Source organism: Streptomyces lydicamycinicus (assembly GCF_000829715.2).
Lineage (GTDB): Bacteria > Actinomycetota > Actinomycetes > Streptomycetales > Streptomycetaceae > Streptomyces > Streptomyces lydicamycinicus.
In genome coordinates, this window is sequence record NZ_BBNO01000005.1 from 550,840 (window position 1) to 572,697 (window position 21,858).

At 71.8% G+C, this 21,858-nt stretch carries 21 protein-coding genes; 12 read left to right on the forward strand and 9 right to left on the reverse strand.

What is annotated here, in order from left to right:
• Positions 1-107: 107 nt before the first annotated feature.
• The 4 genes from TU31_RS20110 (at position 108) to TU31_RS20125 (ending at position 4,599) form a co-directional block, all read left to right on the forward strand.
• Positions 108-821 carry an LPXTG cell wall anchor domain-containing protein gene (locus TU31_RS20110; RefSeq protein ID WP_042156485.1) on the forward strand — a complete coding sequence of 238 codons (714 nt, stop codon included), beginning with the start codon at positions 108-110 and terminating at the stop codon, positions 819-821.
• A 105-nt stretch (positions 822-926) separates the two neighbouring features.
• Positions 927-1,919, forward strand: a complete 993-nt coding sequence (locus tag TU31_RS20115) for a COG1470 family protein (RefSeq protein ID WP_042156488.1) — start codon at positions 927-929, stop codon at positions 1,917-1,919.
• 65 nt (positions 1,920-1,984) lie between these two features.
• Positions 1,985-3,178: a hypothetical protein gene (locus tag TU31_RS20120; protein ID WP_042156708.1), complete on the forward strand. Its 1,194-nt coding sequence runs from the start codon at positions 1,985-1,987 to the stop codon at positions 3,176-3,178.
• Complete coding sequence (locus TU31_RS20125) at positions 3,178-4,599, forward strand: hypothetical protein (protein ID WP_042156490.1); 1,422 nt, start codon at positions 3,178-3,180, stop codon at positions 4,597-4,599. Before TU31_RS20120 ends, TU31_RS20125 begins: the two co-directional genes overlap by 1 nt.
• An 82-nt stretch (positions 4,600-4,681) precedes the next feature.
• On the opposite strand, the gene TU31_RS20130 is transcribed toward TU31_RS20125, so the two are convergent.
• Entirely contained in the window at positions 4,682-6,187 is a 1,506-nt protein-coding gene (locus TU31_RS20130) for a peptide MFS transporter (RefSeq protein WP_042156491.1), read from the reverse strand.
• A 507-nt stretch (positions 6,188-6,694) separates the two neighbouring features.
• Here TU31_RS20130 and TU31_RS20135 point away from each other — a divergent pair.
• Both TU31_RS20135 and TU31_RS20140 read left to right on the forward strand, forming a co-directional pair.
• Entirely contained in the window at positions 6,695-7,375 is a 681-nt protein-coding gene (locus tag TU31_RS20135) for a response regulator transcription factor (protein WP_033266590.1), read from the forward strand.
• A gap of 16 nt (positions 7,376-7,391) precedes the next feature.
• Positions 7,392-8,639: a sensor histidine kinase gene (locus TU31_RS20140; RefSeq protein WP_042156495.1), complete on the forward strand. Its 1,248-nt coding sequence runs from the start codon at positions 7,392-7,394 to the stop codon at positions 8,637-8,639.
• 37 nt (positions 8,640-8,676) lie between these two features.
• On the opposite strand, the gene TU31_RS20145 is transcribed toward TU31_RS20140, so the two are convergent.
• Both TU31_RS20145 and TU31_RS20150 read right to left on the reverse strand, forming a co-directional pair.
• Positions 8,677-9,186, reverse strand: coding sequence for a GtrA family protein (locus TU31_RS20145; RefSeq protein WP_042156497.1), 510 nt, complete (start codon positions 9,184-9,186; stop codon positions 8,677-8,679).
• Positions 9,187-9,322: 136 nt separating this feature from the next.
• Positions 9,323-9,748, reverse strand: coding sequence for a hypothetical protein (locus TU31_RS20150; RefSeq protein ID WP_245698614.1), 426 nt, complete (start codon positions 9,746-9,748; stop codon positions 9,323-9,325).
• Between the two features lie 186 nt (positions 9,749-9,934).
• On the opposite strand from TU31_RS20150, the gene TU31_RS20155 reads away from it, so the two are divergent.
• The 3 genes from TU31_RS20155 (at position 9,935) to TU31_RS20165 (ending at position 12,773) form a co-directional block, all read left to right on the forward strand.
• On the forward strand, positions 9,935-11,053 hold the full coding sequence (locus TU31_RS20155; protein ID WP_042156502.1) for a 5-(carboxyamino)imidazole ribonucleotide synthase: 1,119 nt from the start codon (positions 9,935-9,937) through the stop codon (positions 11,051-11,053).
• Between the two features lie 86 nt (positions 11,054-11,139).
• Entirely contained in the window at positions 11,140-11,643 is a 504-nt protein-coding gene (gene purE, locus TU31_RS20160; protein WP_042156712.1) for a 5-(carboxyamino)imidazole ribonucleotide mutase, read from the forward strand.
• Complete coding sequence (locus TU31_RS20165) at positions 11,640-12,773, forward strand: dipeptidase (protein WP_042156504.1); 1,134 nt, start codon at positions 11,640-11,642, stop codon at positions 12,771-12,773. The genes purE and TU31_RS20165 overlap by 4 nt, the downstream gene beginning before the upstream one ends.
• Positions 12,774-13,286: 513 nt before the next feature.
• Here TU31_RS20165 and TU31_RS20170 read toward each other — a convergent pair.
• Positions 13,287-13,661, reverse strand: a complete 375-nt coding sequence (locus TU31_RS20170; protein ID WP_042156505.1) for a VOC family protein — start codon at positions 13,659-13,661, stop codon at positions 13,287-13,289.
• A 74-nt stretch (positions 13,662-13,735) separates the two neighbouring features.
• Here TU31_RS20170 and TU31_RS20175 point away from each other — a divergent pair, with 74 nt between their 5' ends.
• Positions 13,736-14,290: a CGNR zinc finger domain-containing protein gene (locus TU31_RS20175; protein ID WP_042156507.1), complete on the forward strand. Its 555-nt coding sequence runs from the start codon at positions 13,736-13,738 to the stop codon at positions 14,288-14,290.
• 8 nt (positions 14,291-14,298) lie between these two features.
• Here TU31_RS20175 and TU31_RS20180 read toward each other — a convergent pair whose 3' ends face one another.
• Entirely contained in the window at positions 14,299-15,639 is a 1,341-nt protein-coding gene (locus TU31_RS20180) for a UDP-glucose dehydrogenase family protein (protein ID WP_042156510.1), read from the reverse strand.
• Positions 15,640-15,850: 211 nt separating this feature from the next.
• Here TU31_RS20180 and TU31_RS20185 point away from each other — a divergent pair, with 211 nt between their 5' ends.
• A complete protein-coding gene (locus TU31_RS20185) occupies positions 15,851-17,026 on the forward strand; it encodes an acyl-CoA dehydrogenase family protein (protein ID WP_018087089.1) in 1,176 nt (391 codons plus the stop codon).
• A 63-nt stretch (positions 17,027-17,089) separates the two neighbouring features.
• Here the strand turns inward: TU31_RS20185 and TU31_RS20190 are convergent, their stop codons facing one another.
• Positions 17,090-18,391 (reverse strand): LCP family protein, encoded by a 1,302-nt coding sequence (locus TU31_RS20190; protein ID WP_042156512.1) that lies wholly within the window; start codon positions 18,389-18,391, stop codon positions 17,090-17,092.
• Between the two features lie 274 nt (positions 18,392-18,665).
• Between TU31_RS20190 and TU31_RS20195 the strand changes: the two genes are divergently transcribed.
• A complete protein-coding gene (locus TU31_RS20195; RefSeq protein ID WP_042156514.1) occupies positions 18,666-19,220 on the forward strand; it encodes an acyl-CoA thioesterase in 555 nt (184 codons plus the stop codon).
• On the opposite strand, the gene TU31_RS20200 is transcribed toward TU31_RS20195, so the two are convergent.
• The 3 genes from TU31_RS20200 to TU31_RS20210 form a co-directional block, all read right to left on the reverse strand.
• A complete protein-coding gene (locus TU31_RS20200) occupies positions 19,171-19,752 on the reverse strand; it encodes a VanZ family protein (RefSeq protein ID WP_042156517.1) in 582 nt (193 codons plus the stop codon). The genes TU31_RS20195 and TU31_RS20200 overlap by 50 nt on opposite strands.
• A gap of 56 nt (positions 19,753-19,808) precedes the next feature.
• The gene (locus tag TU31_RS20205) at positions 19,809-20,267 is read right to left on the reverse strand and encodes a hypothetical protein (RefSeq protein WP_042156519.1); all 459 of its coding nucleotides are present in this window, start codon (positions 20,265-20,267) and stop codon (positions 19,809-19,811) included.
• An 82-nt stretch (positions 20,268-20,349) separates the two neighbouring features.
• The gene (locus TU31_RS20210; protein WP_042156521.1) at positions 20,350-21,813 is read right to left on the reverse strand and encodes an LCP family protein; all 1,464 of its coding nucleotides are present in this window, start codon (positions 21,811-21,813) and stop codon (positions 20,350-20,352) included.
• Positions 21,814-21,858 lie beyond the last annotated feature (45 nt).

Below are 21,858 nucleotides of genomic sequence, written 5' to 3' on the forward strand. Positions count from 1 at the left end.
CTGTGCATTGCCTTCCCTCGGCAAGGTCCCCGGCGTACCTTGAGCGGCCAATCTGATGTGCCGTCAGTAACATCCGGCGGTGCGCTCACGGGAGAAGGGGAACCGAGGTGGCCCGCTTCTACGAACAGCACGGCAGGCGCCCGGGGCGGGCGGCCGGCCTGGCCGCGGCCGTGGCGATGGCGGCGGGGTCCGCGGTGATGCTCACCGCACCGGCCGCCCATGCCCAGGTCGTCGACGTCAACTACCAGTGCAAAACGCCGATCGGCAACAAGGGCGCGGTCTCGCCCATCGACATCAAGAGCACCGCCAGCGGGGGCGCGTACAAGCTCGTCATGTCCTTCCAGAAGGGGGTCTCCTCCAGCCCGGTCGAGCTGGGCAAGGGCGCCATGAAGCCGACCGCGCTGATCCAGCTGGGCGGCGCGGAGAGCGGTACGGTGCCGGTCGCCGGGCCGCCGAACGACCAGGCCATTCCGGCCAACACTCCCATCAAGATCAGTGACTTGAGCGGCACCTATACGCCCAAGGGCAGCGGCAAGGTCACCTTCACGGCGTCCACCCTCACCATCAAGGCGCTGGGCACCACCACGACCTGTACGCCCAGCAACCATCCGAAGCCCGCGCTGACCCTGGACGTGAAGGGGGCCGGCGGCGCCTCGGGGGGCACCGGCGGTTCCGCCACGGGCGGCGCCTCCGCCGGCGGGCAGCTGCCGCAGACCGGACCCGCGGACTCCGCCGTCGCGCTGGGCACCCTCGGCGGCACGGTGCTGCTGGCCGGTGCGGCCGGTGCGCTCTGGCTGACCCGCCGTCACCAGCGGGTGTGACCCGCCGCGCGGGAGGCCAGGACCCGCGCGGTGCCCCGCCGTTGCCCGTACGCCCCGCTTCCCCGGCCGGCACGGGGAGGCACCCCCTCGCACCAGGAGCCGCCGATGCCGTTCCGTCCCCGCACAGCGGTCCGCGGTGCGATCCTCGCGACCGCCGCCGTGCTGCTGTGCCCCGCCCCGGCCGCGGCCCGGCCGGCCGCCGCACCGGGCGCGCCGCCGGGCTGGTCCGCCGCGCCCGCGCCCGCCGACGGCGCCGCACCGAGCGACCGGGACCGCCCGTACTTCTACCTGGCGGGCGCGCCGGGCACCGTCATGAACGACCGGCTGTCCCTGCGCAACCCCGCCGGCCGGGCCGTCACGGTACGGCTGCGCGGCTCCGGCGGCTGGCTCGCGTTCGCCGCCAAGGAGGTGACGGTCCCGCCGCGGACCCGGGCGACCGTCCCGTTCACGGTGACCGTGCCGCCGGACGCGGCCCCCGGTGGCCACTCCGCCGCGCTGGTCGCGACCGCGGGCGGCACGGGGCGCGGCGCGGCCGGGCGGGACACCGTACCGGTGCATCTGCGGGTGACCGGGCCGGTGCTGGCCGCGCTGACCGTGGAGAACGTGGCGGTGCGCGGCCGGGGCGGGGCGGCGGTCATCCGGTACACGCTGGTCAACCGCGGCAACACGGTGCTGACCCCGCGGCTCGCGGTGCGCGCCGACGGACTCTTCGGCCCGGTGCTGCGGCGGGCCGCCCGCACTCTGCCGGACCGGCTGGCCCCGGGGCGGAGTGCCGATCTGACGGAGACCTGGGCCGATCCGCCCGAGCTGGACGCGGTGAAGGTGCGGCTCACGGTGACCGCGGACGGCGGTGCGCACGGGTCCGCCACCGCCTCGTACACCGCGCTCCCCTGGGGCGTCGTCGCCGGGCCGGCGTTCCTCCTGGCGGGCGGGGGCGGCCTGGTGGTCGTCCGGCGCCGACGCCGTGCACAGGGGGCGGGCGACGGACGGGGCGGCGAACCCGTGCGCAGCGCGGGCGGCGCGGCGCGGCCGCCTGAAGGGGAAGCGGCGGGCCCGGCAGCGGAGTTGGCGAACAGCGGATCAGGAGCGCGCACGTGAACGGCGAGACGGGTACGGGCAGGTCGGCGGGCAGGTCGGCGGGCATCGGCGGGGGCCGTGCCGGGGTGCTCCGGGCGGCGCGCGCGGCCGAGCGTGCCCCGCGGCGGGGGCGACGGCCGGCCGCGGCCGCGCTCGTACTGTGTCTGGCCCTCGCCCCCGCCCTGCTGCCGGCCGCGGCCGCGCAGGCCGCTCCGTACGCCGCCCCCCAGGCCCCGCATGCCTCCACCCCGTACGCCACCGCCACCGACGGCAAACCCACCGTCCGGCTCTCCGCCAAGGAGGCCGGCAAGGGCGGCACCCTCACCGTCACCGGCCGCGGCTGGCGGCCCAAGGCGCTGCTCACGCTGCTGATCTGCGGACAGAACATGATCGGCGGCACCAACGCCTGCGCCAACGGCGACGGGCGGGCCGTCACCACCGATGCGCACGGCGCGTTCCGCCGCAAGCTGCCGGTCGCCGAGCCGCCCAAGCCCTGCCCCTGTGTGGTGCATGTGGCGACCGTGACCGGTGCGGCGGCCGACGCGGAGGCGCCGTTCACCGTGGCGGGCCACCCGGTGGCGCCGCTGCCCGAGGAGCGCACCGGCGGCCGGCTGGCGGTCGTCGCCCAGCCCCGGCTGACGGGCAGCAGCAACCTGCTGACCTGGTTCGGCGCCCCGGCGCAGCGCGAGTTGCGGGTCACCGTCGGCAATCTCGGCCCGGCGCCGGCCAAGGACCCGGTCTTCCAGGTCGGCACCTCCCACGGCGTCTTCGCGCCCCAATGGGCGGAGCAGCAATGGCGGGGGACCGTCCCCGCCGGGAAGAAGGCCGAGGTCAGGCTGCCGGTCGAGCTGCCGGCCGGCGCGCACGGGGACTATCTGGTCTCCCTCAAATACGGCGGCAAGGTCCTGGTGGAGCAGCCCTGGGGGGTCGGCAGGCCCTGGGGCGTGACGCTGTTCTGGGTGCTGCTCTGCGTGGTGGTCCCGACGGCGGTGTTCCGCATCGGGATGGCCGTCGTGGACCGGGTCCGTCCGCACCTGCCGGGCCGGGACCGCGGGCGCTCCGCGGGCCGCACGCGGCCGGCCGGACGCACCCACGCCGCCGGCCGGCCGCCGGGCGCGGCCGGCACCGGAAAACGCATCAGGAACCGAATCGCGCGCTCACGCGCCGGAGACGGCACCGGTACGCCGGACGACTCCGCCGCGCTGCCGTGGTTCACCCCGGACACCGCACCGTCCACCACCACATCAACCGAACGACCGACGTCGAAAGGTTCTGCGTGATGAGGCAACGGAGGAGAGCCGCGGTGGCCGCGTCGGCCGCGCTGGTGCTCGCGGGTGCGGGCATCATGACCGCGGCCGGCACCGCCCAGGCCGCGGAGGTGTCGTACAAGACGGAGTGTCTGCCGCCGCCGATATCCGGGCTGCCGCCGATCCAGGGCACCACGAAGGTGGCGGTCAGCGCGCCGGCGACGGCGAAGGTCGGCGAGGAGATCGAGGTCGTCTGGAAGACCGTCGAGGGGGCCTCCAAGAACCCCGACATCCTCGATCTGGCGGAGAACACCGTCCAGCCGACCGGCACGATCAAGGTGGCCGGGGCCCAGACCGGCGACCTGGCGATGCAGGGGCCGCGGGAGAATCCGCCGATCCCCAAGGGCGGCGCGATGAAGCTGTCCGACATGAAGGGCAAGCTCAAGCTGGCCAAGCCGGGTGAGGTCACCCTGACGCCCGGCTTCTACAACATCAACGTCAACCAGCCGATCTCGACGGACACCAAGTGCTCGCCCAAGGAGGCGGTGCGGCCCGCGGTCACCATCAAGGTGACCGACGGCGGGGGCGGTACCGGCGGCACGACCGGCGGCAGCACGTCCGGGACCACGTCGGGCACCACCACCGGCGGCAGCACGACGGGGACGACGGGCGGCACCACCACGGGCGGCGGTTCGGCCGGTACGTCCTCCGGGGGCGGCACCGACGGCGGTACGTCCGCCGGCTCGTCCGGCGGTTCGGCCTCCGGAGGCTCCGGCGGCGACCCCGACGGCACCGCGTACCAGGGCAAGGAGGTCGAGGTCCCCTACGCCTGCAAGACGCCGATCGGGGACAAGAAGGCGACCTCACCGGTCCGGATCAACGCCGTGAAGAAGGGCGGCGGTTACGACCTGACGGTCAAGTTCAGCAAGTCCGTCATGGACAGCCCGGCGGACATCCCCAAGGGCTCGGTCAAGCCGTCGATGGCCGTCAAGGTCGGCGGCGCGGACAAGGGGTCGGTGAAGGTCGAGGGGCCGACGAACCCCGGGCCCATCAAGTCGGGCCAGCCGATCGAGATCCCTGATCTGAAGGGCACCTACAAGCCGGGGGCCACCGGCAAGGCCACGCTCACCCCGGGCGTGCTCACCGTCAACGCCCTCGGGACGACGACCACCTGCACCCCGGAGAAGGACCCGGGCGTCTCGCTCGCCCTGGACACCTCGGCGCAGCCGGGCGGTACGTCCGGCGGTGCGGCGGGCGGCGCCGGCGGTGCGGCGGCCTCCGGCGGCAGCGCCGGACCGGCCAGTGTCTCGGGCGGCAGCGGCGGCGGCCTCGCCGAGACCGGTGCGAGCGACCACGGCGCGCTCACCGCGCTCGGCCTCGTCGCCGGCACCGTCATCCTGCTGGGCGGCGCGGTGTTCACGTTCCTGCCGCGGCGCCGGGCACAGGTCCGCTGACGCGGTACGTCCACGGCACGCACGAAGGGGGCGTCGCACCGGCGGTGCGACGCCCCCTTCCGTTGTGCGGGGCCGGCAGGCGTCAGTTGACGCTGCCCATCATCTGCTTGACCCGCTTGCGGGCCGTCCAGATGCCGATGCTGGCGACGACCGCGAGGCAGGCCTCGACGGCGACCGAGAACGAGGTGTTCAGGTCGACGTTCAGCTGCGGCGAGGTCAGCAGACCCGCCACCGAGTCGCCCGCGGTGACCGCGAGGAACCAGACACCCATCATCTGGGAGCCGTACTTGGCGGGCGCCATCTTCGTGGTGACCGACAGGCCGACCGGGGAGAGGCACAGCTCACCGATGGTCTGGATGAAGTAGATCGCCACCAGCCACATCGGGCTGACCTTGCCGCCGTTGGCGGCGGTGTCGAACAGCGGGATGAGGAAGACGCCGAACGAGATGCCGATCAGCGCGAGGCTGGACGCGAACTTGACGGCGGTGCTCGGCTCCTTGCCGCGCTTGTTCAGCCACAGCCACGCCGAGGCGACCAGCGGGGCCAGCGCCATGATGAAGATCGGGTTCAGCGACTGGTACCAGGACGTCGGGAAGTGGAAGCCCAGCAGGTCGTTCGTCGTGGAGTGCTCACCGAAGATCGACAGCGTCGAGCCGTTCTGGTCGTAGATCATCCAGAAGATGGCGGCGAGCACGAAGAACCAGATGTAGCCCGAGAGCTTGGACTGTTCGAGGTCCGTGAGCTCCTTGTCGCGCTTCATACGGGCCAGCACCGCGATCGGGATGACCAGACCGGCGATGGTGATCGGCATCAGCGCCCAGTCGGCGAAGTTCCCGGTCAGCGCGAGCGCGGTGTAGAACACCGTCGCGACGATCAGCCAGATCAGGCCCTTGCGCAGTACGGACGCCCGCTCCTGGGGCGTCGCGGGCTTGGCGACGACGCTGCTCTCCGCGCTGAGGTGGCGGGTGCCGAGCAGGAACTGGGCGAGGCCGAGCGCCATGCCGACCGCGGCAAGCGTGAAGCCGAAGTGCCAGTTGACGTTCTCGCCGACGGTGCCGATGCTCAGCGGGGCGAGGAAGGCGCCGACGTTGATACCGATGTAGAAGAGCGTGAAGCCACCGTCACGGCGCGGGTCCTCCGGGCCGTCATAGAGGTGGCCGACCATCGCGGAGATGTTCGCCTTCAGCAGGCCGGAGCCCAGCGCGACCAGCACGAGACCGGCGAAGAAGCTCACCGAGGTGGGCAGGGCCAGCGTGATGTGGCCCGCGATGACCACACCGGCGCCGATGGCGACCGTCTTGCGCGGTCCCCAGAAGCGGTCGGCCACCCAACCGCCCGGCATGGCGAGCAGATAGACCATCGCCAGGTACACGGAGTAGATCGCGGTGGCCGTGGTGGCCGGCATATGCATGCCGCCGGGCGCGATCAGGTACAGCGGGAGGAGTGCTTTCATGCCGTAGAAGCTGAAGCGCTCCCACATCTCGGTCATGAAGAGAGTGGCCAGTCCGCGGGGGTGGCCGAAGAAGGTTTTGCCGCCGTTGGCAGGGTTCCCCTGCTGGGCAGCGTCCTTCGTCAGGCTGGACGCCATGGATGCTTCCTTGCTGCTACGGGACGCGTTCGCAGGCCGATACGCGCCCGGGTGGGGGGTGACCGGCACCGGGTAGTCCCGCCCGCCTCCACGTCCGGGAGGTTCGGCACCCATGAAGGGCCGGCAGGACGGTCGTACCCCGGATTCCACGCCCCCGTGGGGCAAGCGCGCCGGACCCGGTCGGCAGGTGGATCACTGTGTGACGGGGCCGTTGGTGGCGGTCCCGGACACAACGAGGGACCGATGACGTCAGTTGAGAGTCAAAGGTCCCGGAAGTTGTGCGATGGACGTCCAACCACCATACGACTCGTTCTGTCAGCGAGGGGCTGCGTGAGACAACGGTCACACCGCCACGGGGAACCATCGGCGCCCGCCGTTCGCTCACGCGCTCCCGCGCGCGCCCGAGGCTTGTGCAGCTCAGGGCGCTATCGGTGCAGGAACGGTCCGTCGTCGGCCATCCGCGCTGGTCCGCCCCTCGGCGCCGGTTCATCGGACTACCATCGGGCCATGACCCGTGTACTGCTCGCCGAGGATGACGCGTCCATCTCGGAGCCGCTCGCCCGCGCACTGCGCCGCGAGGGTTACGAAGTCGAGGTGCGCGAGGACGGCCCGACCGCGCTCGACGCCGGTCTCCAGGGGAACATCGACCTCGTCGTCCTGGACCTGGGGCTGCCCGGGATGGACGGCTTGGAGGTCGCCCGCCGGCTGCGCAACGAAGGCCACTCCTTCCCCATCCTGGTGCTGACCGCCCGCGCCGACGAGGTGGACACCGTGGTGGGCCTGGACGCCGGTGCCGACGACTACGTCACCAAGCCCTTCCGGCTCGCCGAACTCCTCGCCCGCGTACGGGCCCTGCTGCGCCGCGGCTCCACCGCCGAGCCCCAGCAGCCGCCGGCCACCCACGGGGTGCGGATCGATGTCGAGTCGCACCGTGCGTGGATGGGTGAGGAGGAACTCCAGCTCACGGCGAAGGAGTTCGATCTGCTGCGGGTCCTGGTGCGGGACGCCGGCCGGGTCGTCACCCGCGACCAGCTGATGCGCGAGGTCTGGGACACCACCTGGTGGTCCTCCACCAAGACGCTCGACATGCATATCTCCTGGCTGCGCAAGAAGCTCGGGGACGACGCCGCCAACCCCCGCTACATCGCCACCGTCCGCGGTGTCGGCTTCCGCTTCGAAAAAAGCTGAAAAGAGCCACTGACCCGTGCGCCGCCGCCTGATCAACTCCACGCTCGCCGTGGTGCTCGTCGTGATCGCCGTCTTCGGTGTCTCGCTCGTCATCGTCGAGACCCGCACCATCGAGGCCGGTGCGCAGGAGAGCGTGGCGTCCGAGGCGATCCGGCTCGTCGGGATAGTGGAGAGCCGGCTGGGCAGCGGCGAGAAGATCACCCCGGACGTCCTCTCCGAGCAGATCACCGCCAAGAGGTACGCGCGGATCTCGGTGCCCGGCAAGACGCCGATCGAGATCGGGAAGCGGCCCTCGGGCGATGTCATCGAGTCCCGGGTGCGCGGCGACCGCGGTGAGTCCGTCACGGTCCAGGAGTCGCGCTCCAGCGTCAGCGCGGAGATCGGCCGGACGCTGCTGGTCATTCTCGCCGTGGCGCTGCTGGCGATCATCGCGGCGGTGATCCTGGCCGTCCGGCAGGGCCGCCGGCTGACCGCGCCGCTCACCGACCTCGCGGAGACCGCCGAGCGGCTGGGCTCCGGCGACCCCCGTCCGCGCCACCGCCGCTACGGCGTCCAGGAACTGGACCGGGTCGCCGATGTGCTGGACGCCAGCGCTGAGCGGATCGCCCGGATGCTGACCGCCGAGCGGCGGCTGGCCGCGGACGCCTCCCACCAGCTGCGGACGCCGCTGACCGCGCTGTCCATGCGGCTGGAGGAGATCACCGTCACCGACGATCCGGACACCGTGAAGGAAGAGGCCACCATCGCGCTGGCGCAGGTGGAGCGGCTGACGGATGTCGTCCAGCGGCTGCTGACCAACTCCCGGGACCCGCGCAGCGGCTCCGCTGTCGCCTTCGACCTGGACGAGGTGGTCAAGCAGCAGATCGAGGAGTGGCGGCCGGCCTACCGCAGCGCGGGACGGGCCATCGTGCGCTCCGGCAAGAAGGGGCTGCGGGCGGTCGGCACCCCCGGCGCGGTCGCCCAGGTGCTGGCCACCCTGATCGAGAACTCCCTGATGCACGGCGACGGCACGGTCGCGCTGCGTACCCGGGTCACCGGCAACCAGGCGGTCGTCGAGGTCACCGACGCCGGGCCCGGGGTGCCGACGGACCTCGGCGCGCGGGTCTTCGAGCGGACCGTGTCCGGCCGCAATTCCACCGGTCTGGGGCTGGCCGTCGCACGGGATCTGGCGGAGGCGGACGGCGGCCGGCTGGAGCTGCTCCAGCAGCAGCCGCCGGTCTTCGCGCTGTTCCTGGCCCGGGAGGCGGAGCCCGCCGAGGAGTGAGCGGCGGGTGTGCGCGGCCGGGCCGGAGCGCGCCGGGCTACTTACGGGAGGGGCTGCGCGGGCGCCGGGAGCCGTCGGCGAGGAAGGACTCGGCCGTCTCTATGGCCTCGCGCGCGGGCAGCGTACGGAAGACCCAGGTGCGGTAGGACCAGAAGCGGAAGAGCGTGGCGATGCCGATGCCGAGGAACTTGAAGAGGTTGTTCTGGAGCGGGCTGTCCCAGTGGAAGCCGTAGGTCGCGACATAGAGCAGGCCGTTCTCGATCACCAGGCCGATCGCGCTGAACAGCAGGAAGAGCGTCAGCTCCTTGGTGCGGCCCCGCTTGTCGCGGTCGCGGTAGGTGAAGTAGCGGTAGCCGAGGTAGTTGGTTCCGGTCGCCACCACCGTCGCGATGATGCTGGCCCGGACGACGGGCACCTCGGTCAGCTGCCGTACGAGGTTGAACACCGCGAAGTTGACCACGACCCCCGCGCCGCCGACCGCGCCGAACTTCACCACTTCACGAGTGAGCGCCTCCAGCCGCGACCGCAGTGCGCTCCGTTCACTCATGGTGATCGTTCAGCTCCCCGTCTTGTGCGGTCTCCGCGGGCCGTCAACCCCGGTCCGCTCCCTCATGCTAACCACGCCCCGAGGCGGGTGCCTGCCACACGACGGGGCCGCGGGCAACCTCGGAGGGCCGTCCGGGTCAGCCGACGGTGACGCGGAAATTGAGGCTCCGGGCGCCCGCTTCGTCGGCCGCGCCGGGGCCGCAGCGCCGGCAGCGCAGCAGCCGTAAGTCCGTACGGCCCGCGCGGAGGGCCTCGAAGGCGAGGTAGCGGGCGGGCCCGGCCGGCGGCGGACCGCCGGTGGCCAGGTGCCCGCCGGTGGCTTTGAGGACGGCCGGGTCGGGGCGCGGCTCGGCGATGATCCAGCGGTAGCCGCCCACGGGGTCGTCGGTGACCCGCACGCTGAAGCGGTCGCCGGGGGAGACCACGATCTCGGTGTCGTCCGCGTCATAGACCTCCGGCGCGGACAACTGGCTGAAAACGGAGTGCAGGGCGATCAGCAGCGCGGTGATCGCGACGACGATCACCGGCGTTCTGGTGCCCCTCGGTATGCCGCTGTGCTCCATCCGGCCTCCCCTTGTGCCGGGCCCGCTCCGGGCGCCGGTCCCGCACCCCGGCCCGGGCGCCGGGGCCGGTGTCGATCTTCCGTCGACGCACTTCGAACGCGCGAACTCAGAGGATCATCCAAGCCGGTATCGGGGCAGCGGAGCCGGGCGGATACCCTGGGGGGCGTGACGTTCCCGGTAGTCGGCATGGTCGGCGGCGGTCAGCTCGCCCGTATGACCCACGAGGCGGGTATCCCCCTCGGCATCAAATTCAAGCTCCTCAGCGACACTCCGCAGGATTCCGCGGCTCAGGTGGTCGGTGATGTCGTCATTGGCGACTACCGCGATCTGGACACGCTGCGCGCCTTCGCCCGTGGCTGCGATGTGATCACTTTCGATCACGAGCACGTTCCCACCGAGCACTTGCGGGCACTGGAGGCCGACGGCATCCCCGTCCGGCCCGGCCCCGACGCGCTCGTGCACGCCCAGGACAAGGGGGTGATGCGGGCGAAGCTGGACGCGATCGACGTGCCCTGCCCACGGCACCGCATCGTCTCCGACCCGGCGGATGTGGAACGCTTCGCGGCCGAGGGCGACGGATTTCCCGTGATCCTCAAGACGGTCCGCGGTGGCTATGACGGCAAGGGGGTCTGGGTCGTACGATCCTCCAAGGACGCCGCCGAGCCGTTCCGCGCCGGGGTGCCCGTCCTCGCGGAGGAAAAGGTCGATTTCGTCCGCGAGCTGGCGGCCAACATCGTCCGCTCCCCGCACGGCCAGGCCGTCGCCTACCCGGTCGTGGAGTCCATCCAGGTCGACGGCGTCTGCGACACCGTGATCGCGCCCGCCCCCGGCCTCGACTCCGAGCTGGCCGGCCAGGCCCAGGAGCTGGCGCTGCGCATCGCCCAGGAGCTGGGGGTCGTCGGCCATCTGGCCGTCGAGCTCTTCGAGACCGCCGACGGCCGGATCCTCGTCAACGAGCTCGCCATGCGCCCGCACAACTCCGGCCACTGGACCCAGGACGGCGCGATCACCTCGCAGTTCGCCAACCACGTCCGGGCCGTTCTCGACCTCCCGCTCGGCGATCCGCGCCCGCGCGCCCGCTGGACGGTCATGGCCAACGTCCTCGGCGGCGACTACCCCGACATGTATTACGCGTACCTCCATTGCATGGCGCGGGACCCGCAGTTGAAGATCCACATGTACGGCAAGGACGTGAAGCCCGGCCGCAAGGTCGGACACGTCAACACCTACGGCGACGACCTGGCCGACGTGCGCGAGCGCGCCGCTCATGCCGCCGGATACCTGCGAGGAACGATCACCGAATGACGTCCAGCCCTCCCCCAGCTACCGCTGGGAGGCACCCCCAGTCCGAAACCCGCCCCTCCGACCCGTCCCCCGTGGTCGGCATCGTCATGGGCTCCGACTCCGACTGGCCCGTCATGGAGGCCGCCGCCCAGGCCCTCGCCGAGTTCGAGATCCCCTACGAGGTCGATGTCGTCTCGGCGCACCGTATGCCGCGCGAGATGATCACGTACGGCGAGCAGGCCGCGGAGCGCGGGCTGAAGGTGATCATCGCCGGTGCCGGAGGCGCGGCCCACCTCCCCGGGATGCTCGCCTCGGTCACCCCGCTGCCGGTCATCGGCGTCCCCGTCCCGCTGAAGTACCTGGACGGCATGGACTCCCTGCTGTCCATCGTGCAGATGCCGGCCGGTGTGCCGGTGGCCACCGTCTCGGTCGGCGGGGCCCGCAACGCCGGGCTGCTGGCCGCCCGGATCCTCGCCACCGAGGACGCCGAACTCATGGGCAAGATGCGGGAGTTCCAGCAGGAGCTGAACGACCAGGCCACCGAGAAGGGCAAGCGGCTGCGCACCAAGGTCGCCACCCCGAACGGCTTCGGCTTCGGCGGCGCCAAGTGAGCTCCTCCCAGGAGGCGGCACGGGACCTGCTCGCCCGCTGGCCCGTCGTCGACGGTCACAACGACCTGCCCTGGGCGCTGCGCGAGCAGGTCAGCTACGACCTCGACCAGCGCGATATCGCCGCCGACCAGTCCGCGCATCTGCACACCGATCTGCCGCGGCTGCGGGCCGGCGGCGTCGGCGCACAGTTCTGGTCGGTCTACGTCCGTTCCGACTACGCGGGCGACAAGGCCGTCACCGCCACCCTCGAACAGATCGACGTGGTCCGGCAGCTGGTCGCCCGCTACCCCGACGTGCTGCGGCTGGCCCGCACCGCCGACGACATGGAGGCGGCCCGCGCGGAGGGCCGGATCGCGTCCCTCATGGGCGCCGAGGGCGGCCACTCCATCAACAACTCGCTGGGCACGCTGCGCGCGCTCTACGAGCTGGGCGTGCGCTACATGACGCTCACCCACAACGACACCATCGACTGGGCGGACTCCGCGACCGACGAGCCGCGCCACCACGGACTGTCGGCCTTCGGCGAAGAGGTCGTCCGGGAGATGAACCGCTGCGGGATGCTGGTCGACCTCTCGCACGTCTCGGCCGACACCATGCGTGACGCGCTGCGCGTCAGCACCGCGCCGGTGATCTTCTCGCACTCCTCCGCCCGTGCCGTCTGCGACCACCCGCGCAACATCCCCGACGACGTGCTCGCCCAGCTGCCCGCCAACGGCGGGGTCGCGATGGCCACCTTCGTGCCGAAGTTCGTGCTGCCCGCCGCCGTCGAGTGGACGCTGCGCGCCGACGAGAACATGCGCGCCCACGGTCTGCACCACCTCGACACCACCGAGGCGGGCATGGCCGTCCAGCGGGCCTTCGAGGCGGCCAACCCGCGCCCGAAGGCCACCGTGGCCACCGTCGCCGACCACCTCGACCACATGCGGGAGGTCGCCGGCGTCGACCACATCGGCATCGGCGGCGACTTCGACGGCACCGCGTTCACGCCTGACGGCCTGGCGGATGTCGCGGGCTACCCGAATCTGATCGCCGAGCTGATGGATCGACGGTGGTCCGAGGGGGATCTGGCGAAGCTGACTTGGCAGAACGCGGTGCGCGCTTTGCGCGCGGCGGAGGACGTTTCCGGGTGACGCTTGGGTTGGCCCTGCGGTTTGTCTGGCCCGCCGTGGTGGTTTCTCGCCGTTGCGCCTGCGGCGGGCCGGGTCCGCTGCGCGGGGCTGTGGGTGCGGTGACGGGCCTCCGGGGCCGGTGTGTGGGACTGCTTCGCTTTACGTCCCACACACCGGCCCCTCCGGCCCGTCCCCTCCCGTTGGGGGAGTGAGTACAGGTGGTGGGGGCTGGCCGCCCGTGCCCGTGACCGTGCCTGTGCCCGCGCCCATTGCGTGTGATCGACAAGCCGCACCGGACCACTACGGGTCCACCCCCCAAGGTTTTTCCCACCCCTCAACGGGAGGGGACGGGTCTGCGCGGGTGGGGGTGTCCGGACGTAAAGCGAAGCAGTCCGGACACCCCCACCCGCGCAGACCCGTCACCGCACCCGACAGCCCCGCGCAGCGGCACCGCCCGCCGCAGGCGCAACGGCGAGCAACCACCACGGCGGGAAAGCCGAAAACGTGGGGGCAAAGGCAAGCGCAGCGAAGGGCCTACTTGAGGCAAAGGCAAAACGGGTGGCCCGCCGGGTCCAGATAGACCCGCCAGTCGCGGCCCTCCGCGTCGCCCTGGACCAGCTTCGCTCCCAGGGCGAGAACCTTGCGCTCGGCCTCGTCGATGTCCGCGCGGCGGACGTCGAAGTCGAGGTGGAGTTGCTGGGGCGTCTCCTGGCCCGGCCACTGCGGCGGGCGGTAGTCCGCCTCCGGCACCTGCTGGAAGGCGAGGGTGCGGCCGGTGGGGCCGGCGATTTCGATCCACTCGTCGTCGCCTCCCGTCACCTGCCAGTCGAGCACCTGGGCGTAGAAGTTGGCGAGTGCCCGGGGGTCGGGGCAGTCCAGTGCGACGACGCCCAGCTTGATCAAACCCATGGCGTTACCTCCTCATCGACTCAACCGGTAACCTCGTTACCGCATGATGGCCGAGTATCGGTAACGTGACAAGGGTGGCATCCCGAACAGCTCCGGAATCCCTGCGGTGGGTGCAGGATCTGGTGAACACCCTCGACATCGAGACCGGGGCGGACGCGCTGAGCGCCGACGGCGGCCCCGGCGCCTTTCTGCGTGCGCACGGGGTGGCCGAACCCGGGGCGGGGGAGCGGGAGTTGGCGGCGCTCCAGGAGCTGCGCGAGGCGCTCCGGGAGGTGTGTCTGGCGCATACCGCCGGCACCGGCGTATCGGAGCGGACGGCCCGGACGCTGGAGCGGCTGTTCGCCGCCGCGCCCCTCGTGCTGGCGGTGGCTCCGGACGGCGGCACCGCGCTGCGCCCGGCTCCGGGACTCGGTGGCGCCGCGCAGTTCACCGCCCGGATCGCGGCGGGCATCGCGACCGCGGTCGCGGACGGCACCTGGACCCGGCTCAAGGCCTGCGAGGCCCATGACTGCCGCTGGGTCTTCTACGACAGGAGCCCGGCCGGCCGCAGCCGCTGGTGCACCATGGCGGTCTGCGGCAGCCGGGCGAAGATGCGGACCTATCGCGCCCGACGCGCGGAGTCCGAATAAGGGGACGCTTACGCCTGGGGGCGGCCCAGTGCGCGGTACGTCCAGCCGGCCTTGCGCCACAGGGCCGGGTCCAGCGCGTTCCGGCCGTCCAGGATGCGGCGCTCGGCGACCGCCTCGCCCAGGGCCGCCGGGTCCAGCTCACGGAACTCGCGCCACTCCGTCAGATGCAGCACCACATCCGCGCCGCGCACCGCCTCCAGTGCGGTGTCCGCGTACGCCAGCGTCGGGAAGAGCCGCCGGGCGTTCTCCATGCCCTTCGGGTCGTACACCGTCACCTGGCCGCCCTGGAGGTGGATCTGGCCGGCGACATTGAGCGCGGGGGAGTCGCGGACATCGTCCGAGTCCGGCTTGAAGGTCGCGCCCAGTACGGCGACCCGCTTGCCGAGGAAGCCGCCGCCGACCGCGTCCCGGGTCAGCTCGACCATGTGGCCGCGGCGCCGCATGTTGATGGAGTCGATCTCGCGGAGGAAGGTCAGTGCCTGGTCGGCGCCCAGCTCACCGGCGCGGGCCATGAACGCCCGCAGGTCCTTGGGGAGACAGCCGCCGCCGAAGCCGATGCCGGCCCGGAGGAACTTCTTGCCGATCCGGTCGTCGTGCCCGATGGCCTCGGCCAGCTTCACCACATCGCCGTCGGCCGCCTCGCAGACCTCCGCCATCGCGTTGATGAAGGAGATCTTGGTCGCCAGGAAGGAGTTGGCGGAGGTCTTCACCAGCTCGGACGTCGGGTAGTCCATGACGATGAACGGCGAGCCCTCGGCGATCGGCTTGGCGTACACCTCACGCAGCAGTTCCTCGGCCCTCTCCCCGGCCACACCGGCGACGATCCGGTCCGGGTGCAGGGTGTCCTTGACGGCGAAGCCCTCGCGCAGGAACTCCGGGTTCCAGGCCAGCTCGGCGGCCTCGCCCGCGGGGGCGGCCGCGACCAGCCGCGCGGCGAGCCGGGCCGCGCTGCCCACCGGCACCGTGGACTTGCCGACCACCAGCGTGGGCCGGGTCAGATGCGGCGCCAGCGCGTCGAAGGCGCTGTCCACGTAACTCATGTCGCAGGCGTACTCACCGTGCTTCTGCGGGGTGTTCACGCAGACGAAGTGCACATCGCCGAAGGCCCCGGCCTCCTCGTAGGAGGTGGTGAAGCGCAGCCGGCCGGTGGACCCCTCGATCCCGGCGACATGGCGGCGCAGCAGATCCTCCAGACCGGGCTCGTACATCGGGACCTCGCCCCGCTGAAGCATCTCGATCTTCTCGGGGACCACATCGAGCCCCAGCACCTCGAAGCCCAGCTCGGCCATGGCCGCGGCGTGGGTGGCGCCGAGGTAGCCGGTGCCGATCACGGTGATCTTGAGGGGCATAAAAGCTCCAGACGGGTCCTGGGGAAAACGGCGCTGGACGAGCATAGTCGGGAGGGGAATGGGCTACTCCAGCCGCTTCCGGGCCGCGTGGGTAACTGTCGGCAACCTCACGTATCCGCAGCCGGGGATCGGCGCCTAGAATCCGGAGAGGTATACGGGTTACTTAACGGTAGTTAGCACTTGCAGTCAGCTCACAGGGGAGTGAGAAACCTTGGCGGGAACCGCTGATTTCGATCTGTACCGGCCATCCGAGGAGCACGACATGCTCCGCGAGTCGGTGCGCTCGCTCGCCGAGGCGAAGATCGCGCCGTTCGCCGCCGCGGTGGACGAGGAGGCCCGCTTCCCGCAGGAGGCGCTCGACGCGCTGGTCGCCAACGACCTGCACGCCGTCCACGTACCGGAGGCCTACGGCGGGGCCGGCGCCGACGCGCTGGCGACCGTCATCGTCATCGAGGAGGTCGCCCGCGTCTGTGCGTCGTCCTCCCTCATCCCGGCGGTCAACAAGCTCGGCTCGCTGCCGGTGATCCTCTCCGGCTCCGAGGAGCTGAAGGCGAAGTACCTGGGCCCGCTGGCCAAGGGCGACGCGATGTTCTCGTACTGCCTGAGCGAGCCGGACGCCGGTTCGGACGCGGCCGGTATGAAGACCAAGGCCGTCCGCGACGGCGACCACTACATCCTCAACGGCGTCAAGCGCTGGATCACCAACGCCGGCGTCAGCGAGTACTACACGGTGATGGCCGTCACCGACCCGGAGAAGCGCTCGAAGGGCATCTCGGCCTTCGTCGTCGAGAAGGGCGACGAGGGGGTCTCCTTCGGCGCCCCGGAGAAGAAGCTCGGCATCAAGGGCTCCCCGACCCGCGAGGTCTACCTGGACAACGTCCGGATCCCCGCCGACCGCATGATCGGCGCGGAGGGCACCGGCTTCGCCACCGCCATGAAGACCCTGGACCACACCCGCATCACCATCGCGGCCCAGGCGCTCGGTATCGCCCAGGGCGCCCTGGACTACGCCAAGGGCTATGTCCAGGAGCGCAAGCAGTTCGGCAAGCCGATCGGTGACTTCCAGGGCGTGCAGTTCATGCTCGCCGACATGGCCATGAAGGTGGAGGCGGCCCGTCAGCTGACCTACGCCGCGGCCGCCCGCTCCGAGCGGATATCGGCCGGCGGCAAGGGCGAGGACCTGACGTTCTTCGGCGCGGCGGCCAAGTGCTACGCCTCGGACGCGGCCATGGAGATCACCACGGACGCCGTCCAGCTGCTCGGCGGCTACGGCTACACACGTGACTACCCGGTCGAGCGGATGATGCGGGACGCCAAGATCACGCAGATCTACGAGGGCACCAACCAGGTCCAGCGGATCGTGATGGCGCGCAACCTGCCGCAGTAGGCACCCGGACGAGCAGAGGGCCCCGGACCGCAGCGGCGGTCCGGGGCCCCTTTGTCACCGCGGTCAGTTGCCGCTGACCGTGACCTTCTCGTCGTTGTTGAGCTGCTGCACCAGCTGGCGGAGCTTGGCCTTGTCCCAGACCAGGTTGCCGCCGTTGCTGCCGGAGACCGGCATGTTCATGGACTTGCCCTCGCCGCCGGTGACGCCCTTCATCGCGAAGAACATCTCGCCCAGGCTCCACAGGCTCATGTCCTTGTCGACGACGAGCGTGTCCAGGCCGGCGCCCATCGTCGGGTAGAGCTTGAAGGGGTTGAGGACCGTGGCGGGGGTGGCGGTCTGGCTCGCCAGCGTCGCCAGGAACTTCTGCTGGTTCTTCGTACGGTCCAGGTCCTGCTGGGCGAAGGCGTGCCGGGTGCGGACGTAGGCGAGCGCCTGCTGGCCGTTGAGGGTCTGCTTGCCGGCCGGGAAGTCGGCGCCGGAGTCCTTGTCCTTGATCGCCTTGGGGAGATCCATCTCGACCCCGCCGATGGCGTCCACGATGTTGGCGAAGCCGGCGAAGCCGATCTCGACGTAGTGGTCGATGTGCAGCTTGGTGTTGTACTCGACGGTCCGCACCAGCAGCTCCGGGCCGTCCTCGGCGTAGGCCGCGTTGAGCTTGGTGTGCCGCCCCGTGCCCGGGTACTTCTTGCCGGAGTCCGAGCCGACGAAGGTGGGTATCTCCACGTCCGAGTCACGCGGCAGGGATATCAGCGTCGGGCCGTTGCTGCCGTCGTGCAGGATCATCATCGAGTCGGTGCGCTTGCCCTCGGCCGAGCCGGTGTGCAGCTTGCGCTTCTGCTCGGCGGTCATGCCCTCGCGGCTGTCCGAGCCGACGATCAGGTAGTTCGTGCCGTCGCCGGTCTCCGGCCGGTCGATGACCTTGCTCAGGTCGACCTTGCGGCGGAGCTTGCCGTCGGCCCAGAAGTAGGTGGCGACCGAGGTGACCGCCAGCACCGCGACCAGGGTGATGACCGTCCACTTGATGCGCTTGCCCCAGCGGGGGCGCGGCCGGCCGCGGCCGGCCGGGCCGTAGTCGTCGTCGTAGCCACCGCCGCCGCGGCCGCGGCCGCCGCCGTAGACCTGGCCGGTGTTGTAGCCGTCGTCGTATGAATCGTCGTAGCCCTGGGACTGCTGCGGCGGTACGGTCGCGCCCCTGCGCGGGGACATCGACGCCGGCATCGGCGGCTCGTGCCGCTGATAGCCGGGGCCTGCGTCACGCCGCACCTGGGGCATGGCGCGCGCACCCTCCGGCTCGGCGCTGCCGCTGCCGTATCCGTACCGGTTGCCGTTCTGGTCGCCGGACCACCCGTTGGGCCACTCATTCATACGGGGAAGTGTGCACGCCGCGGCGGGGTGCTCCATAGAGCGGGTGCGGGATCGGGCCAGTGCTGTTGCAGAGCTGATGCAAAGCTACGGCGCCCTTCCGCCGCATACCGCAAGCGGACATGACCATTCCGACCTGCACGAATGGAAGCAACCATTCCGGATGGTTTCCGGCGGGAGCGGTGAGACCTGTGTCACGGACCTGCGCAAACGGCGAGACCAGTCTCACGATCCGCGCGGGACGGGTGCCGCACGGGCGCGGCTTAGGCTGGACTCCATGACCGAACTCGTCACCGACACCCCCGAGGGCGAGGCGGTGGGCAAGCCCACTTCCGTGTCCCGCATCACGCTCAGCCACATCATGACGGCCGGCGACACGAACCTCCTGGGAACGGTGCACGGCGGCGTGATCATGAAGCTCGTCGACGACGCGGCGGGCGCGGTGGCCGGCCGCCACTCCGGCGGGCCGGCCGTGACCGCCTCCATGGACGAGATGGCCTTCCTCGAACCGGTCCGGATCGGCGACCTCGTGCATGTACGCGCCCAGGTCAACTGGACCGGCCGCTCCTCGATGGAGGTCGGCGTACGGGTCCTGGCCGAGCGCTGGAACGAATCCAGCCCGGCCCAGCAGGTCGGCTCCGCCTACCTCGTCTTCGCCGCCGTCGACGAACAGGGCAAGCCGCGCCGGGTGCCGCCGGTGCTCCCCGAGACCGAGCGTGACAAGCGCCGCTACCAGGAGGCGCAGATCCGCCGGACGCACCGCCTCGCCCGTCGGCGCGCGATCATGGAGCTGCGCGAACGGCGCGCCGCGGAAGGCCTCGACGACGCATAGCGGCGACCCCGAGCTGCCCGGCCAGCGCCAGCCCCGTACCGATGACGGTGCCGGCCGCCGCGCAGATCACATCGTCGATATCGGCGATCCGCCCGGCCCGCATCAGCAGCTGCGCCGTCTCGATGACCAGGCACAGCCCCACGCCCAGCAGGAAGGCCCCGGCGGCCGACGTGCGCGGGGCGGCGAACCGCAGCAGCAGTGGTGCGGGCACGAACAGCGCGGCATTGGCGATCTGCCGCCGCACCAGCATCGCCAGCTCCCCGGGCTCCAGCTGGGCGCCCAGATCGAACAGCCCCTCACCGGGCCGCCACCACACCGTCGCGTCCCCGGAGCCGACCGGCTGGCTCGGCGCGAGCGTCGCCAGCAGGAACAGCAGCAGCCAGCCGGCCAGCAGCGCACGGGCCGTGGTGCGCGGTGCGCCGCTGTCGGGGGCGAGCGCCGTCCACAGGGCGAGCGCCACCGCCGCCGCCAGCGCCAGGACCAGGAAGAGCGCCACCGTGGTGGGGGTGATGCCCAGCACAACCTGCCACACAGTGCGCCCCTTTCAGGAGATCCCGTACATCCCGTGCATCTCGCACCTCACGGGCATCAATCGCAGGTCCATTTTGTGACGTAGAGCGTCTCCCCCCGCTCCATGACGCCCCGGATGCACTCCTCCGCGAGCATCTCCACCCGGCCGCTCAGCCCGACCGCGCCGCCCTGGGTGCGCCGGGTGCCGAACCAGCCGGGGAAGGCGGTGATCCGGTCGTTCTTGCGCTGGTAGCCGAGCCGCACGACGATCTCGTCGAGACCGGCCGCCGACCCGTTCCGCCGGTAGGTCGCGGTGTACATCCCGTCGGCCCCCACCGGCCCCCGGAGACACAGCTGGCCGCGCACCAGCTCCCCGCAACCGGTCGGCGCGGGGGGCGCCGGCGGCGCCGCGGCGGCGGTGGCCGCGACCAGACACAGCGCGGCGGTGGCCACGGTGACCCGGCGGGCGCGGCAGCGGGCGTCCGGGCGGCGCACGGGCGGCCGGGGCGCGGTGCGACGGGGCGCGGGGACACTCATACCGAACCCTCGCTTCGCTCGGCCCCGCATGCGCGAGGCACGCACCCTGTGATCCACCGGCCTCCGGCCGGGTTCCGCTCCCTCATGGGCACACTGCCTCGTCCCCGGTGATCGCCGAGATCCGGCCCGGCTTCTGCGGCGGCTCCTCGGCCCGTACCCGCTGCACCGTCCCCTGGCCCTGGCCCACCGTCACCTGCATCACCGGCCCCCGCCCGGCCGCCGGCCGCAGCTGCGCGCCCGGCAGCGCGGCGGCCAGTGAGCGGGCCGAGCGGTCCCAGCGCGGGTCGTAGACGATGGCCGTCCGGGGCACCTTGCCGTGAGCGGAATTGCCGGGGACGCCGGTGGTGGCGAAGCCGGTGGCGTGCAGCTCCTTCGCCACCGTGGCGGCGAGACCGGCCCGGTCGCTGCCGTTGTCGACCCGCACCTGGACCTGGCCCGGCGGGATGTCCACGACCCTGGCCCGCGGCTCGTCCCGGTCCCGGGGCGCCGTGATCGGCTGGTCCTCGCGGATCGCCCGGAACAGCTTCGGGGCCTGCACCGGGTCCCAGCGCACGGTCGAGCCGACCCCCGGCACCGGCCGGGCCACATCGCCCAGCGGCACGGACGTGAACTCCGACGACGACGGGGTGAAGCCCCGCATCGCCTGCCCGAGGTCCACCAGGTCGCCGGCCCCGAAGCCCGAATCGGCCCGTACGGACCGCAGCATCGTGTCGGCGACGTCCCTGAAGCGGATGGGGTTCATCAGCACTCCGGAGGAGGTGATCTTGTGGATGAGAGCGGCCAGGAAGCGCTGCTGGCGCTGCATCCGGCCGAGGTCGGCGGAGCCGTCGAGATGCCGTGAGCGCACGTACTGAAGTGCCTGGCCACCGTTGAGCCGCGACTTGCCGACCGGCAGATCCAGCCCCGTGAAGCTGTCGTGCAGCGGCCGTACGGTGCAGATCTCCACCCCGCCGACCGCGTCCACGCTGCGCATGAAGCTGGTGAAGTCGACCTCCAGATAGTGGTCGATATGCACCCCCGTCATGTGCTCGACGGTCCGCACGGTGAGGCTGGGGCCGCCCTCGGCATAGGCCGCGTTCAGCTTGATGGGGTGCTGGGCGCGTTGGCGGCCGGTGACGGCGTCCGTGTGCGCGGGGACCTCGGCGTAGGAGTCGCGGGGCAGGCTGATCACGCTGGCGCGGTCCCGGTCGGCGGAGAGATGCACCAGCATCAGGGTGTCGGTGCAGTGACAGGGCGCCCCGCCCAGGTGGTACTTCTGCTTCTCCGCGGCGGTGAGCCGGTCGCGCCCGTCCGTGCCGACGACCAGGAAGTTCAGCCCGTCGCCGCCCCCGGGCCGGTTGCTCATGCCCTGGAAGGCGTCCACCCGGCCGATGCCGCTCTCCACCCCGGTGACCACGGCGTGGCCGACGCCGCTCGCGGCCAGCAGCAGCACGGACACGACGGCGCCGATCCGCAGCCCCCAGCGCGGGCCCGGCGGGCGCCGGCGCGTACCGGGCCGGGCGGCCCGGCGCCGGGCCGGACGGGGGAAGCGGAACGGCGCGGTCACGGGGGACACCTCCGCGGCTGGACGGCGTGAGCGGGGCCCGGCGGG